This is a genomic window from Lactobacillus laiwuensis (assembly GCF_019972835.1).
In the GTDB taxonomy this organism is placed as follows: Bacteria; Bacillota; Bacilli; order Lactobacillales; family Lactobacillaceae; genus Lactobacillus; species Lactobacillus laiwuensis.
In genome coordinates this window covers 1-16726 of sequence record NZ_BPPB01000014.1, presented here as the reverse complement: position 1 = coordinate 16726, position 16726 = coordinate 1, and the positions used below count along the sequence as shown (strand labels likewise).

Here is a 16726-nt window from a genome sequence, read left to right as displayed (position 1 = left end):
TGAATATTATATATTTTTATTTATACCGTAAGCGCTTAATATTAATAATGTAAGTTAGTTCAGTATTGAACAATTAAATAGAAAGGCTTGCACATGAAAGAATTTAAAGATAAAGTTGCACTAATTACTGGTGCAGCGCACGGATTTGGACGAGCACTGTCATTAGAAGCAGCAAAAAGAGGGATGAAACTTGCTATTGCTGATATAGATGATGAAGCACTGAGCAAGACAAAAACTGATATTAAAGATTTAGGCGCGGAAGTTATTAGCATACCTACTGATGTAACCGATGAAGATGAAGTTGATGCCATGGTCAAAAAGACAGTAGCTGAATATCATGAAATTGATTTATTAATTAATTCAGCTGGGATTGCGGTACCTGGTGGTATTTGTGAACTTCCTACCCGTGATTGGGAATGGATTTTGCATGCTGACTTAATGAGTCAGGTTTGGGCATTAAAGCGTGTAATACCAATTATGCGTAAACAAAAAGATCATTGTGACATTATAAACGTTGCATCAATTGCTGGACTGGTTGCCAGTCCTTCAATGCCATCATACTTTGCTTCTAAGTTTGCGTCTGTGGGACTGACTGAGGCAGTCGAATATGATATGCAGGTTGCAAAAGCTAACATTAGCATGCACGTCTTTTGTCCTGCCTTTGTCCAGACAGACTTATATCATACTGAAAATCACAGACCAGCTAAATACACTGATAAGAATGATCCTTACTATTCAAGTGAAGCATTTAAGGAAGGTCAAGAACGTGCTAAACAAGATATTGTGACGGGCATGCCAATAGATAAAATACCTGGAATTGTGTTCAAGGCATTAGAAGAAAATAAATTCTACATTTTGACTCACACAGGACTTAATCCAATTATTGTTTCTCGTGCAGAAAATATTCCAAGCGGTAAGGGACCAGATTTGAAGACCTTGGCACCATTCTTGTCAAAGACTCATAATGAAGAAAATTAAATCTTTTTATTTTCACATCTAAATTCATACAAAAAACAGCTTAACTAATTGTTAAGCTGTTTTTTTGTAATGGGATATTCGTATTAAAGAGTATTTTCTAATACCAGTGGTGGGCTAACCAAAAGTTCTTGGCGTTAACCCATGAACCATAACGACCGTAAACGTATGTGTCAGCCGTTCTTTCTTGGTTCTTTTTAGAGTAATTACCGTTTAGGTAAGCAATATTTAGTTGGTATTTACCATAACAAACACCGTTGCGAGCGTAATAATTACCACCTGATTCACGCATGGCAATCCATCTCTTAGCTGCACGTTCAGCTTTTGACTTTTTACGAGCGGCTTGTACTGTTTGTGTACACGAGTTATTATTGTTTGTTTCTATATTTATAGCAGTGACAAAACTAAATGAAAGCGCCAGTGCTGTAATTAACTTAAGTATTAAACTTTTACTGTTCTTCAATATATTTCAATCCCCACAATTAACTATATTAATTCTATGGATAATAATACACAGTCAATGTGTCATTGTTGTTACAGAAAGAACACGCAACTCTTACAATATTTTTTAAAAATTTAATAATTTTGCCACTATTGAAAAATAAAAGCAGCCTAACTATAGTAGTAGTCTGCTTTATTTAAATTTTACTTTTTTACAACATTGACGGCGCGAATGTATAGGTTCTTGATAATACGGTAGTATTTTTTACCTTTAATGTGGTAAATCTTGCGGTTAATTTGAATGATAATACCTTTAGTGAGTTTTTTATCGGATACACGTTTACCATTGTGGTCATAACAATAAGAGGACTTAAGTAATCTTACTTTACGAGTTTTTACTTTGTGTTTTACAAGATTAGTTATAGTTTTCGATTTTTTCTTATTTTTAGATGACTTATTTGTATTTGAATTAGAATTACTATATTTATTGTAACCGACTAAATGGCCAGTTTTTTTGAATTGTGCAATAGCTTTAGTAATATCTTGTGTTAACTTATCTACACTTTCTTGAGTAACTCCCATTGCTGTAGCCGCAAAGTAGCGGTTAGTTAATGTAGTACGAATTTTATAATCCTTTTTTGTATTATTTTTTTTAACTGTTGTATCCAAATTGTTATATGCAGCATGTAATTTGTCGGTATTAGCATAAGGTACATCAGGCTTGCTGCTATCTACAGGGTGAAAATCACCAGAAGCCAGATCAGTCATATCAGATGAGCTTTCAACAATATCAATACCAAAGCTGTCTAAATCTGGGTCAGGAAATGTTTGCCAATCTTCATAATTGACATAAGTTTCTGCAATTTCACCACCACCAAATTGTGTAATACCTACTGGGGAAGGAGTGATGCTTAATGATAATAAAAAGGCTCGCCCAGGATAGGAAAGTTTAGTAGGTTTCTTCAGAGTACCCATGTACCGTGCAACTTGTGTACCAGCAGGATAAACTATGCCAGATGGTCCCTTGAGAGCATATTTTAACGTTCCATATTGAATCCAATTATTATAGCCTTTGTGGTTAGTTGTAGCATTAATAATGTGGACAGTGTTATTAATGATAGCAGTTACACTAACTGTAGTTATAGTCACACCGCAAAGAGCAATTGCTAATTTGGGGAATAATTTATTCTTTTTCATTCTTTACTCCTTATAACAAAAAATTAATTGTTTCACAGGCAGAAAGGCATCTAACCGAACTGAGAGTAAACTGCTATCTTTTTCTATCAGTCTACTACACGAAAGTACCGTAATGGTAATTATTATGTGAAAAGCAAGTCCTAGCTGCAATTAAATTTTAATGTTATTTCCATATATGTCTGTTAAAATTGATAGTAACTATTATTTTAGGAGGTAAATATGGCTGCTAAACATTTTTATGAAACTTTTCACCCTGAACACTATGACTTGTTCATAGACATTAATCGGGCACAGAAAACTATTAACGGTACTTCAACAATTACAGGTGAGGCACTTGAAAATACTATTTTAATTAATCAGAAGTATATGAAAATTGCTTCTGTTACCAGTGAGGGCAAGGATGTGCCGTTCACTGTCAATGAGGACAAAGAAGCTATTGCTATTGAACTGGGTCAAACCGGTAAAGTTACAGTTGAGATTAAGTATTCGGCACCGCTGACTGATTCTATGATGGGAATTTATCCGTCATACTATCAAGTTGATGGTGTGCAAAAACAGATTATCGGTACTCAATTTGAAACAACAGCTGCGCGTCAGGCTTTTCCATGTGTTGATGAACCAGAAGCCAAAGCTACTTTTTCTTTAGCACTTAAGTATGATGAGCATGAAGGTGAAACTACGATTGCCAACATGCCGGAAGTTAAAGTTGAAGATGGCGTGCACTACTTCGAGCAAACCGTTAGAATGTCCAGCTACTTGATTGCCTTTGCTTTTGGTGAATTACAATCAAAGCTTACCGAAACCAAAGACGGTGTTAAAGTAGGAGTTTTTGCGACTAAAGCACATCAAGCAAAGGAATTAGACTTTGCCTTGGATATCGCAAAACGGGCAATTGAATTTTACGAAGAATTTTACCAAACCAAGTACCCGCTGCCACATTCTTGGCAATTAGCGCTGCCGGACTTTTCTGCTGGAGCAATGGAAAACTGGGGCTTAGTCACATACCGTGAAGTCGCAATTTTGCTTGACCCTGATAATGCTACTCCTTATCAAAAAGCATATGTAGCAACTGTTATCACTCACGAATTAGCGCACCAATGGTTTGGTGATTTGGTTACTATGAAGTGGTGGGACGACTTATGGCTCAATGAAAGTTTTGCCAACATGATGGAATATGTTTCAGTTGATGCTTTGGAGCCAAGCTGGCATGTTTGGGATAATCTTTACCAAATTTCGGAAGTACCAGCAGCTTTAAAACGTGATGCCACTGATGGTGTCCAATCCGTTCACGTTGATGTGGAACATCCAGCTGATATTGATTCGATTTTTGATAGTGCAATTGTTTACGCTAAAGGTTCAAGGATGCTGGTTATGGTACGGGCACTCTTAGGAGACGATGCTTTGCGTAAGGGACTTAAGTATTACTTTGAGCAGCACCAATATGGCAACGCTACGGGTGATGACTTATGGAATGCTCTTTCGACTGCCACTGATTTGGATATTGGCAAGATCATGCATACTTGGCTTGACCAACCCGGTTACCCTGTAGTTTCCGCAAAAGTGAATGAGAATGGTCACTTAATTTTGAGTCAAAAACAATTCTTCGTCGGTGAAGGCAAAGAAGTTGGACGCAAGTGGGCTATTCCTTTGAACGCAAACTTTAAAGCACCGCAGATTATGTCTGAACAAGAACTGGATCTGGGAGATTACCAAGAATTACGCAGTGCAACTGGTCACGCTTTGCGTGTAAACGTAGGCAATAGTTCTCACTTCATTGTCAATTATGATGAAACCTTGATGAACGATATTATGGCTGAATTTGATCAGCTTAAACCGGTAGATCAATTACAATTACTGCAAGATTTGGGACTTTTAGCAGAAGGCAAGCAAATCTCATACGCTGAAATTGTACCGTTGCTGCCGAAATTTGCGGATTCTAAATCTTACATTGTCATTAGTGCCTTGTTATCTAGTATCCGTTCATTATTTAAATTTGTTACACCTGATTCAGCTCAAGAAAAAGACTTGAAGGCATTTGTTAATAAATTAGCCCAAAAGCAAGTTGAACGTTTAGGCTGGCAAGCAAAAGATTCTGATACAGATGATGATAAGAGGATTCGACCGCTAGAAATAGCCTTAGCTTTGTATGCCGAAAATCCTGCTGTGATAAAAGATGGTCACCAAATTTTTGTTGAGCACGATCAAAACTTAAACGAAATTGATGCTTCAGTTCGGCCGTATGTTTTAATGAATGAAGTTAGGAATTATAATGAACCAGGATTGGTTGATCGTTTGCTGAAAGAATATCAAGCTGCCATCGATCCTAACTATAAGGACGATCTTACTGATGGTATTACCAACACCAAGAATCCATCTGAAATCAAGAAACTGATTGAGAATTTTGAAAATGCTGCAGTCGTTAAGCCTCAAGATCTGCGTTCTTGGTTTGCAAATGTCTTAGCCAATCCAAAAGGCGAACAATTTGCTTGGGACTGGTTACGGGATCAATGGTCATGGCTGGAAAAGACAGTCGGTGGTGATATGGAATTTACCACTTATATTACTGTGGCTTCAAACATTTTCCATACTGAAAAGAGACTGGAAGAATTCAAAGAATTCTTTGAGCCAAAGGTTGATCAGCCGGGCCTTGGTCGTGAGATCAGAATGGATACCAAGAATATCGAGTCCAAGGTTGACGTAATTAATGCTGAAAAGGATGCTGTCAATCAGGCTGTTAAGGAAGCTTTATAAGTAAAAATTATTTAATATTTAAAATTGCAAAACCTGTTAACTAAAGCGAGTGTGAACTTGGCATTAAGTTAACAGGTTTTTTGTATAGCAAAAAAGGACAAGTTTTTAAATTCTTGTCCTTTAATTTGCTTATTAAATTATTTAATCGTATATAATTACAGGTTCATGTTTGCTTACATTATGCCAAACTTGTTTTATTTCTCTAGGCTTGATATTAACGCAACCATGAGAACCGCCACGTAAATAAGCTTTTTTACTCCAATCGCCACGCCAGCTCGCATCATGGAAACCGCAGCCACTTAAAGTAAATGGCATCCAGTATCTGACTGGTGAAGCATATTTAGAGCCGTCGTTATTGCGCCCGCGCAATACAGCATGACCTTGCTTATAGTGAATATACCAAACACCTTGAGGGGTACTGTTACCCTTAACGCCATCTCTCGTACCAGTGACAATGTCATTCAAATGTACGACTAATTTGCCATTTTTTACAATCCACATTTCCTGCTTTTTAAGTGAAACCACAATATAGTTATTTCCTATACCATGATTGTTTTTGCCATAGCCTAAACCATAAGTGCTATAACCCAGGCCATAGATGTAATCTTTGCCATCAAGATTTTTAGTCCCGTTTAAAAATGCTTGCTCGACGGCAGCTTGAGCCTTTTTGACGTGAACGCCCCAGCCATAGCTTTGGTTTTTGACGGTAATTTTGCTTCCTGCAACTTTGTTGCCCTCGGGCGCAGAGAACTTGTAGTTTTGGTGGATGGTTGCAACTTCCTTGTCAATTTTATTGAGTTTCGCTGTTAGATTTTCTGAATTAAGAAACGAATATTTGCCTTTTTTGTATATTGCCTGATTAATCAGATTTTGAGCTTTAAGCTGATAATCCTTGCCGGCAACATGGTAATTAACCACAGCGTGACTCACAGCCTGCATTTTTTTATTGGCAGCATCTAAGTCAGTATTGCGGTATTCATAATTTTGTTTATCTGGCATTGTAGTATGCTGCTTTTTGAAGTAATTGGCAACTTCCTTTTTCTTAATCGTATCAATGCTGGGATCGCGTTCAATTGCTACTTTACCATTTTCCAGGGAAACGATATTGTTGGCTTTCCGATTAATCTTGGCCGTCGCTTTATTAATTGTTAAGTTTCCAACTTCTACTCCATAAATATTAACATTAGGGTTAAAATGATTAATAGCGAATGCTTTAGCCTGCTTTTGCGATTCAACGTGATTATTATATAGAACCACGCCAAATATAACTGCTAAAATCAGAACTATTCCGATAATAATCAGAAACAAGTTATTGCGGTTATTGTGTTTTTTTAAATTTCTTTTTGATTGCATAGTTCTACCACCGTTGAATTTTTAAAAAATAATTGCGGTTACAGTTTACCATCTATTGCGGCTCTAGTAAAATGCAATATTTAAGAAAATTTTTTAGGAGGGATTGCCCAATGGAAAATGACCCATTAGTGTTTGATGTTAACATAGCTAAAGAAAAGCCTAATTCTTACCGTAAAGTGAAAAACAATTCTGGTTGTCCCTTTTGCGATGTGGCTGGATTGACTAATATTATAAAAAGGCAAGGTGACATGATTTGGCTAGCTAATAAATATCCGACATTGCTGGATACTGTTCAAACAGTTTTGATTGAATCTAATAAACATGCGGGAGATATCACTACCTATTCACCTGAATATAATCGGGCTTTGATGCGCTTTTCACTGTCATGTTTTAAGCAAATGAATGATTCACCTGAGTTCGGATCGGTATTATGGTACAAGAATTTTGGCAAAAATTCTGGAGGTTCACTTGAGCACCCGCACATGCAAATCGTTGGCTTGAAAAAGATGAACGGTTATAAGTATCTTCAGCCCAATAATTTTGAAGGCATTAGTATTTTTAACAAAAGCGGGCTGGAGGTTAACGTTGGCACACATCCGATTCAAGGCTATATCGAATTAGATTTCAACCTGCTTGATGAAAAAAGTATTGATGACTGGTCTGACTGGATTCAAAGTGGTGCTAAATACATGCTGGAAGTTTTGTCCAACGGTCACTATGACTCCTACAATTTGTTCTTTTATCCGCGTTTTGATCAGGGAATTTGTGCGAAATTGATTTTACGTTACACAGCTTCACCATATTTTGTCGGCTATAAGCTTTCACAGGTAGATAATCGGGAAAAGTTACTGACTGAAGCTGAAAAATTTAAGCGTTTTTTTGAGTCTGGATCAGTTTTAGAGAAAGGATTTAAAATATAGCTTTTATTGAAATAATTATTATTAAAACTAATACTTAGCAGAGATAATATTTGCGACAAATAATTCTAAGCAATATAATAGCAAGGTGTTTTTTAAGGAGGACGCAAATGCGCAGAAAAGAAACTAAGAACCTGGCTATTACTGCCATATTTGTCGCAATCTTTTTATTACAAACTTTCATTCCTAATATCGGCTATATTCGCATATTGCCAACTTTGCCGGCTATAACTACTATTCCTTTGACTGTTTCCATTTATTCTTTGCTTATGGGACCAATTGCCGGCACATTTTTTGGTATTTTCTGGGGTATTGCCCGTATGGTGCAGGCATATACGCAACCAGGCGATATTGTCAGCTTAATGCTCTTTCAGAACTTTGCGATTGCCGTAATTCCTAGTGTTTTGGCGGGTCTTTTTCCAGGACTGATTGGAAAATTAACTGCTAAAAAGAAAAATAGCATTAAAGAAGTAAGCTACACGGTTGCGGGAGCAGTGACTTCTTTAACTAACACTGTTTTTGTAATTCTACTAACCAGTCTGGTTTTCATGGGTAACTCTGCCAAACTGCTAGGCCATTTGGGCAGCTTTGCTCAGGGGACGCCTTTAATTACAGCGTTAATAATTGCCCTAGGTCTGAATGGCCTAGTTGAGGCAGTATTCACTGCAATTGTGACGCCAATTATTGTGACGCCGCTCAACAGGGTATTACGCAGAGTAGGCTAAGAAAATAGAAGTGTTTTTAAGAAAAACTTAATATTCTTAATTGACCGCTAAAAACAAGGAAAAAGTATGCAGATAAGTCTTTCTAACTCGGAAAGGCTTATTTTTTTATTGACAAAAGAAATAAATATAATTAGTGTATTAGATAAATAGTACACAAGTATTACAACGAGGATTTTGCAAATGACTGAAATTTTACGAGTAGATCAAGTTACTAAAACATACGGCAAGCGGGGCGAAAAGCAGTACCAAGCTCTCAAAGGCATTAATTTCGCGGTTAATTCAGGTGAATTTGTGGCCATTATGGGCGCCTCGGGTTCTGGTAAAACAACGTTGCTCAATATCTTGTCGACTTTAGATAAACCAACAACAGGCAATGTTTTTATTAATCACGAAGATAACAGCACTTTAAATGCCAATCAATTAGCTGATTTTAGGAGTCAGCAAATTGGCTTTATTTTTCAAGACTTCAATCTCTTGGAAAATTTAACTAATCGTGAAAACATTGCTTTGCCTTTAAGTTTAAGGGGTATTTCTCCCAGAAAAATTGATCCGCTGGTTGACAAAATCGCAACTAGACTGGGCATTAAAGAAATTCTGCCCAAGTATCCTGCTGAGGTCTCGGGTGGGCAAAAGCAGAGAGTAGCAGCTGCCAGGGCGTTGGTGCATGAACCGGCAATTTTGCTTGCGGACGAGCCAACGGGGGCCTTGGATTCAAAGAGCGCCCGCGAATTGCTCTATACTATGGCAGATTTGAATCATAACGATGGCATTACCACTCTGATGGTTACGCACGATCCGTTTGCTGCCAGCTTTGCCAGTCGTATTTTATTTATTAAAGACGGCAAGATTGGTGAGCAAATGTTGAAAAACGGTCAGTCCAGACAAAAATTTTACCATCTATTAATCGACCACTTAGATACTGACGAATAAGGAGAACTAAAATGGTTTGGAAGTTGTCCTTAACGGGAATCAAAAGTCGTTTTAAAGATTATGCGGTTTTATTTTCCGGCTTGGTTGTTGCCAGCATGATCTTTTACATGTTCCTTACAATCACAATTAACCCCACTTTTATCAAAAACGATATTTCAGCACCAAGCAACTATGTTCGGTTCACTTTTGCCTTTGGTATTATCTTGCTGATAATCATTACCATGGTTTACCTGGTTTATGCCAATTCTTTTTTGTTGAGCATGCGCAAACACGATTACGGCATGTACATGATGCTGGGAGCTAAGAGTACCAAAATTGGGTTACTAATTTTTTTGGAAACTTTAATAACTGGCATTTTAGCTACACTAGTGGGTATTGTGCTCGGGTTTGGCCTCACTGCCATAGTGTCACAGCTGTTAATATCTCGCTTAGGGTTGACAGTGAAACATTTTGCTGTTGTTTTACCCAATGCCATTATCTGGACGATTATCTTCTTCATTATCATGTTCTTATTCGGCGCTTTGAAAAATGTCCGTAAATTAACCAAGACGCCAGTAATTGAACTATTACGTGATGACCAAAAGCCGGTTGCTTACAAACACCGGCCGGTCTTGCACTGGATTCAAGGAATACTGGGTCTGTTACTTTTAGCTGCAGGCTACTTTATTTTGGGTCTTCCAGGCGGTGCTATTTTATTTATTATTCCAGCGGCGCTGGTGACAATAGTCGCTGGTTCCTATTTCACATTTAACGCTTTTTTCAGCGCCTTAATCGGATTTTTGCTTAACCGCAGAAGCTTTTCTTATCATGGCATTCGGGTATTTACTTTAGGTCAGTTGAAATTTCGATTGCATGATTATACGCGAATTTTGACAGTTGTTTCATTGCTTTTTGCCTTGGCACTTGGAGCTATTACTGTAGGGCTTAACTTCAGCACGCTCAGTGAGCAGCTTGAAGACAATTTTTATTACGACACTACTATTATCAGTGACTCTCCCAAAGTTGAGCAGGCTAAAAATAAGCTGACTATTACCCGTGAGCAAACCTATCATTATAAAGAACAGGGTAAATATTTGTATTTTAACCGCAGTGAATTTAACAATAACCCAGTCAAAAACGTCAAGTTTTACATGAAAAATGGCAAACCGGCATACAAGAAGGTCAATTTGCCTACAAAAAAATTAGATGTGCCAGCAACATACGCTAATAATGCCTTTGGCGCTATGGTTCCTGATGGTATTGCTAAAATTATTCGCCTGGTTTCACCTAAAAAATGGACCGAGAAAAAAGGACAAGACAAGTTTGTCAGCTTTGTAAAAGTGAAAAACTTTGATCAGGATTTTCCCACCATATTAAAATTGCAGAAACAACAACTGAAGGAAAATTCTGCTTATTCGTATATTTATACTTCCAGCAAGGCGGGCAGTTACCAGTTAATCAAGAATTTCAGCAGCGGTTTTGAATTTATGGGCTTCTTTTTAGGCTTCGCTTTCCTGACCATGCTGGCTTCAACCTTAATGTTCAAGGTCTTAAGTGGCGCAGCTAGTGACAAGGTGCGTTACCAAATGTTATTTGAAATTGGCACAAGGGTAAAGATATTGCGTCAATCTATCAGAAATGAGATTGGAGTGCTGTTTCTTCTGCCCGGTGTATTGGGCGTAATCGACGTTCTCTTTGGCTTAAGATTATTTAAACTGCTCTTACCGCATCCCTACCAGAACTTGTGGATTCCCTTTACGATTTTTATTGTGCTTTATCTGATTTATTACTTATTAACGGTAAAACTATATGAAAAAATCGTCCTGGAACGTGAGTAAAATTGGGAGCAGTAAATAGATTCTTGTTTTTAATTAAAGAAAGGAGCAGTAATGATTTGGAAACTGTCTGTGACGGGGATTAAGAATAGGCTAAAAGATTATCTGGTATTATTTTCTGGTTTAATTGTTGCCAGCATGATTTTCTACATGTTCTTGTCAATTGCTACTAACCCTGTATTTATTAGTAAAGATGTCTATGGTAGAGAAGCATACCTGACGTATATTTTTACCTTTGGCATTATTTTGTTAGTAATCATTACATCAGTCTACCTGATTTATGCCAATTCATTTTTGTTAAGTATGCGCAAGCAAGACTATGGCATGTATATGATGCTCGGTGCCAAAAGCACGCGAATTGGTTTACTAATTTTTTCTGAAACTCTGTTAACTGGTTTCTTGGCTGTGTTGTTGGGCATAATACTAGGGCTTGGGTTGACCACAATAGTTACCAAGGCGTTGGTAGGTAAGTTAGGGGTAGAAATTACTCACTATAAGGCAATATTGCCGAGTGCCATAATAGGGACTTTGCTTTTCTTTGTTATTATTTTTCTCTTAGGTGCACTGAGCAATGTCCACAAACTTACACATACTCCGGTAATTGACCTATTACACGAAGATCAAACTCCAATTAATCTTAATCATCATCCCGTTTTGCGGGGAATTGAAGCAATTTGCGGTGTGCTTTTGCTGGCAGTCGGTTACTATGTAATGACTTTGTCCACCAGATATATTTACTTTCTTATTCCCACCGCCTTAGTAACAATTATTGCTGGCTCTTTCTTCGTCTTTAATGGCGTCTTTACAGCTATAATTAATTATTTACTTAATAAAAAATCTTTTTCATATCGTGGTATTAATGAATTTACTCTTGGTCAGTTGAAATTTCGTTTGCAAAGCTACACCAAGATATTAACTATGATTTCAATTCTGTTTGCCTTGGCTTTAGGTGCAATTACCGTGGGACTTAATTTTGGCTCCATGAAGGATGAGACGCAAAAAAGCTTTTATTATGATGCTACAATTGTTAGTCAGACGCCAGCAGTTAAAAAAGCAGAAGCAAAATTAGCCATTACTAATAAGCAGACTTATCACTACAAAGAAAAGGGGATGCATCTTTACTTTAACCGCGCGGAATTTGAAAAACAGCCGCTGAAAGAAATAGAAATCTATTTTCATAACAATCAAGACAATTTACCTACATATAAAGTGAAAACACTGGTTACTGCCGAACTGGATAAACCTGAAACAGCTGCCAACAGCATTTTTAGCCAAATGGTGCCTAACGGCATTCCTAAAAAAATTAAGCTAGTTTCACAGCAAAGATGGAATACACTTAATGGTCAGAAAAAATTCGTCAGTTATATTAATGTCAAAGACTTTGCCCATGATTTTCCAGTGATTAAACAAATTCAAAAAGAGCAACTGAAGGAAAATCGCAATTACCAGGATATTTACCTTTCTTCAAAATCATATAACTATAGCAATATGATTGGCTTTACCAGTGCGTTTGAATTTATGGGCTTTTTCTTAGGAATAGCATTTCTGACTATGCTCGCTTCGACGTTAATGTTTAAAGTTTTAAGTGGTGCAGCTAGCGACAAGGTGCGCTACCAGATGCTACATGAAATTGGAGCCAGGCCACAATTATTGCGCAGTTCAATCAGAAAAGAAATTGGTACTTTGTTCACCATGCCTGCTATTTTAGGCATAGTAGATGTCCTGTGTGGCTTAAAACTGTTTAAAACATTGCTGATATCTCCATACCATAATATCTGGATTCCATTTACAATTTTTATTGTGCTTTATCTGGGTTATTACTTGTTAACAGTTACGTTATATGAAAAAATTGTGCTCACAAATAAATAATTATAAAAAGACCGGATTTTGAAATAAATTTTCAAAATCAAAATAGTAACTCTTTAATTGGTGGGAATTCACGCAACATCTCATGAAAAAATGAGTCTGGGAAAAAACTCTAACCTAACTAAAAAGGCTGACAAATCACGTCAATAAAACGTTGATTTGTCAGTCTTTTTAAATTGTGAAATTTTTTAATTTAACTTCAAAGAGCACTTTTTTCCCACACACTTTCTTGTGGATAAATTTAATTTCACAAAATCTTAATTGGAGAACGCTTTTATCCCTAGTATGCAAAAAATTGGTATAGCTTCCAATAATTTATGTTGGATTGGTCTGGATTTTTTAGGTAAAAACATCAGTAAATTTTTATGCAATTTTAGCTTGTTTTGTTTTGTTGACTTTTATCATTACAATTAAAGTAACAGTGAAGACGATTGCACTAAGTCCCAGGACACCGTACAGGGCATAATTAACGTTGATTGTACCAGCTATGGTGGTAAATAATGTCGTCATTAATGGACCAGCGATTGCCAAGATAGTGTTTAAAAGCCCTGCTGAAGAAGATAATATTTTGCGATCTACGGAGACAACCAACCATTGCATTAATTTAGGACTGCTCGTACCAGCTAAGAAACCAAGATTGGTCATTAGAATAAGGCAGAACACTATATTCTTATTTAGGATGACAGTAGCCATAATGGCACTACTAATAGTAGATAATAAAGATAGCTGGAAAAGCGATGTGTTTTTAAGGAGTTTGGTGCCGACTACACTGCCAAGAGCTAAACCAATTGCGGCAGCGGCTCCTAGAAGTGCGATGGTGAAACTATAGCTGCCGATAAGCATGCTTTTGTTTCCTGCAATAACAATTGAAATTAATGGTTGGACAGAACTAAGCAAGCCATTAAGCATAGCTACAACTAAAACAATCGTTAAAAGTCCGTGGGCTTGCCTTACTTCCTTGAATGATGAACCAATTGTGGCAAAGAAGTTTTGGTCATTTACCTCTTCCGTCTGTTCAGGCTGTTGCTTATGAACGTTCATCCCAATGTTGGCATAAAGTAAGCCTGCTGCTAAGAAGGTTAGTGCGTTGACAACAGCCAGTTCTGAGTATGACATGAAGAGCAGGAGCCCGGAGCCAACAAATTGTGCAACTAGTGTAATTAGTTGTGATACGCCGCTTGTAAAACCCTGAGCTTCGGCCATTTCGTTTTCACCGACGAGGCCAACGATTAGCGGTGTTTGTAAACCGCCAGAGTACATGCCGGAAAGATCAGATACAAAGTTGAGTCCGATAACCATTAAGACCAGGTTCCAGCCAGCAATATTGGTGGCAAAGAGCAGACCCACCAGCATGTATAACGCAAAGCGAATAACTGCCAGCCAGACAATTACGCGATACTTATTGTGTGTCCGGTCAGCCAGGTAGCCACTGAAGCTTTGAATTAAATCAGGCAGAGACTCGGTAATTGCAATTAAAGATAATGCCAGGGAATAATTTTTTAACTTGCTGGCATAAGTCATGAGGGCCAGGTAGAACAGGATGTTGCCTGCACCGGATAACCAGCTGGCGAGGGTGAATTTTCTGTAATTTTTATTCTTTAAAAAAATGTTCATGTTTTTACCTCTTTTCTTAACTATATATTTAGTATATTTTGGTTATAATGAAAAAGAGAGGAATGTCATATTTGACAGTTTAAAGTTAGAAGGAATAAAAATGACAATTGGGGAGTTGTTAAAAGATTATCGGATAAGTCAAAAAAAGACTCAAAAACAATGGGCAAAAGATGTGATAAGCCCTTCATTCTATGCGAAAGTAGAAAAAAATTTAAGTCGGATTTCTGCCGAAGATTTAATTGAATTACTACATTCTAATCAAATTCCAGTGATTGATTTTTTCAGTAAATTAAATCAAAAAGATAAGTCGATTAATCAACAAGAATTAGAAATAAATCGACTTATTAATGAAGCATATTACCAAAATTCCAAAAAAGAGTTGCAACAAATACGAGATGTAGTTGCTGAAAGTGACTTGCCTAATAAAAATGATGAATTACTTCTTATTGATGCCTATATTGCGGTAATTAGTAAAGACCTTACAATGCTAGATAAAGAAGTTATAGACAGAATGAAAGAAAAAGTTTTTAATATTTCTAATTTTGATGAAGATGGATTAATTATGTATTGTAATTTCATGAGCTTTTATGATTTGAATAGCAACTTATTGCTATCTAAAAGGATAATAAAACAGCTTGTTGGATCAAGCAGTGTCAGAATACAAGACAAAATTTTGGCTATCATTATCAATATGCTGATTTTTTGCATTAGAAATAAGCGATTTGAAGAAACTGAGGTATTTGTTAATTATGCGGATCAAATAAAAACAAAACCGGAGGTTTTCTTTTATAAGCTGCTGATACCGGCATTTTATAATATAGTTAAATATCAAGATAATCATGATCAAAAATATCTGGATGAAACAGAAATAATAATTAAAAGTATCAAATTAGCTGGAATGCCAGATTATGGTAAGGAGTTAGAAGAGCTTTTAGTTGCAAATAAATAAACTTAAAAATGGCATGTTTGATTTTGAAGTGACCCCCCAAATTTGGGGGTATTTTTATGTCTAAATTATCTAAACAAGATAAAATTGAAATCTATCATCTTTGGCACAGCTAATTAGTTTGCTTTTACGGATTTTTTGGCATTTCTGAAGAATATTATCCACTCATAAATACATGCAATAACCGCTATTAGATAATCATACCAATGAAAAGCTTTTGAAAAGCCTACTAGAGAGAGAACAAACACGGCAATCAACGCTAAACTAAAAAATATAGGTTTAGCAATCGCCATATTATACTTAATAAGCCAAGTATCAATTGGCAGAAGCTCTAAAGCTAAAATAATTATTATTACTAAAGTAGTATCCATGTTATAGTCACACCTTTTAAACTATTTTAAAGATAAATAAATACGATTGTTCGTGCAGTCCAGTAAGCGACTGTCTTGTCAAAGTGTAGATATACAAAAAGGCAATCCACTGGATTGCCTAGACGCCTAGTACGCCTCTTTTGCATGCAAAGATCACACTTTATTTCTTCTACTGAAATTATAGCATAAGAACACATGAGAGAATAGTGAAGTACGCCTTTCGATCCTCTCCGAAAAAAGGTGATAGCATGGGAAGGGTTGTACTTTTATTTCTTCTGAAGTGTTTACTACTAACCAGTCTAACGCCTGCATTGCGCAAGCTAGGACAAGATTTTGATAAATTAGCCAATTTAATCGAAAAGATGCTTCGGTTATTTAAGTAGTAATCAGAAAGAAATGGACTTTTGTCCTACCTCTTTTTGATTACTGCTTTATTTTTTATGTACCTTTTAAAGTTGCTAGCTACTTGGCTTTAGCTCTATTTCAATTAATATACTATGTTAAGCTACTTTGGTATAGGTGAAAGTCGATAGGAAATAAATTCTGTTAGCTTTTGGATTTGTCATATCCACCTTATTTGCGTCAAATATGACAGTTTTATTAATAAAAATAAAAAGGCAATTATATTATTTATATAAATAACGAAGGTCTTTTGAAAGGAAAAGAAAATCATGGTTTATAAATATTATTCGCATTTTAAGTTTTTTTGTTTAAATATTTTCGGATTAATTTCCAGTATGCAGAATATTGTTACAGCATACATTGTTGGTTCGTTAATTAATTTGGCAACGGCTAAAAATTTTGCAGCTATTCCAGTCTTTTTTGG

General features: G+C 36.4%; 13 protein-coding genes. 8 read left to right on the top strand and 5 right to left on the bottom strand.

What is annotated here, in order from left to right; genetic code table 11:
* Window positions 1-93 precede the first annotated feature (93 nt).
* Window positions 94-978: an SDR family NAD(P)-dependent oxidoreductase gene (locus LDM92_RS08645; protein WP_223902891.1), complete on the top strand. Its 885-nt coding sequence runs from the start codon at window positions 94-96 to the stop codon at window positions 976-978.
* 97 nt (window positions 979-1075) lie between these two features.
* Here LDM92_RS08645 and LDM92_RS08640 read toward each other — a convergent pair whose 3' ends face one another.
* The gene (locus LDM92_RS08640; RefSeq protein ID WP_034980791.1) at window positions 1076-1441 is read right to left on the bottom strand and encodes an aggregation-promoting factor C-terminal-like domain-containing protein; all 366 of its coding nucleotides are present in this window, start codon (window positions 1439-1441) and stop codon (window positions 1076-1078) included.
* Between the two features lie 179 nt (window positions 1442-1620).
* A complete protein-coding gene (locus LDM92_RS08635) occupies window positions 1621-2613 on the bottom strand; it encodes an SLAP domain-containing protein (RefSeq protein ID WP_223902890.1) in 993 nt (330 codons plus the stop codon).
* Between the two features lie 219 nt (window positions 2614-2832).
* Between LDM92_RS08635 and LDM92_RS08630 the strand changes: the two genes are divergently transcribed.
* Window positions 2833-5364 (top strand): M1 family metallopeptidase, encoded by a 2532-nt coding sequence (locus LDM92_RS08630; protein ID WP_223902889.1) that lies wholly within the window; start codon window positions 2833-2835, stop codon window positions 5362-5364.
* 141 nt (window positions 5365-5505) lie between these two features.
* Here LDM92_RS08630 and LDM92_RS08625 read toward each other — a convergent pair whose 3' ends face one another.
* Window positions 5506-6717, bottom strand: coding sequence for a L,D-transpeptidase family protein (locus LDM92_RS08625; protein WP_223902888.1), 1212 nt, complete (start codon window positions 6715-6717; stop codon window positions 5506-5508).
* Window positions 6718-6827: 110 nt separating this feature from the next.
* On the opposite strand from LDM92_RS08625, the gene LDM92_RS08620 reads away from it, so the two are divergent.
* The 5 genes from LDM92_RS08620 (at window position 6828) to LDM92_RS08600 (ending at window position 12972) form a co-directional block, all read left to right on the top strand.
* Window positions 6828-7637: a DUF4931 domain-containing protein gene (locus LDM92_RS08620; RefSeq protein WP_223902887.1), complete on the top strand. Its 810-nt coding sequence runs from the start codon at window positions 6828-6830 to the stop codon at window positions 7635-7637.
* A gap of 107 nt (window positions 7638-7744) precedes the next feature.
* Window positions 7745-8359, top strand: a complete 615-nt coding sequence (locus LDM92_RS08615) for an ECF transporter S component (RefSeq protein ID WP_223902886.1) — start codon at window positions 7745-7747, stop codon at window positions 8357-8359.
* Between the two features lie 180 nt (window positions 8360-8539).
* Window positions 8540-9289, top strand: coding sequence for an ABC transporter ATP-binding protein (locus LDM92_RS08610; RefSeq protein ID WP_223902885.1), 750 nt, complete (start codon window positions 8540-8542; stop codon window positions 9287-9289).
* Window positions 9290-9300: 11 nt separating this feature from the next.
* Complete coding sequence (locus LDM92_RS08605) at window positions 9301-11106, top strand: FtsX-like permease family protein (RefSeq protein ID WP_223902884.1); 1806 nt, start codon at window positions 9301-9303, stop codon at window positions 11104-11106.
* Window positions 11107-11157: 51 nt separating this feature from the next.
* A complete protein-coding gene (locus tag LDM92_RS08600; RefSeq protein WP_223902883.1) occupies window positions 11158-12972 on the top strand; it encodes an FtsX-like permease family protein in 1815 nt (604 codons plus the stop codon).
* A gap of 360 nt (window positions 12973-13332) precedes the next feature.
* Here the strand turns inward: LDM92_RS08600 and LDM92_RS08595 are convergent, their stop codons facing one another.
* Window positions 13333-14583, bottom strand: coding sequence for an MFS transporter (locus LDM92_RS08595; RefSeq protein ID WP_223902882.1), 1251 nt, complete (start codon window positions 14581-14583; stop codon window positions 13333-13335).
* A gap of 100 nt (window positions 14584-14683) precedes the next feature.
* Here LDM92_RS08595 and LDM92_RS08590 point away from each other — a divergent pair, with 100 nt between their 5' ends.
* Window positions 14684-15532 carry a helix-turn-helix domain-containing protein gene (locus LDM92_RS08590; RefSeq protein WP_223902881.1) on the top strand — a complete coding sequence of 283 codons (849 nt, stop codon included), beginning with the start codon at window positions 14684-14686 and terminating at the stop codon, window positions 15530-15532.
* Window positions 15533-15645: 113 nt separating this feature from the next.
* On the opposite strand, the gene LDM92_RS08585 is transcribed toward LDM92_RS08590, so the two are convergent.
* On the bottom strand, window positions 15646-15900 hold the full coding sequence (locus LDM92_RS08585) for a hypothetical protein (protein ID WP_223902880.1): 255 nt from the start codon (window positions 15898-15900) through the stop codon (window positions 15646-15648).
* Window positions 15901-16726: the final 826 nt, after the last annotated feature.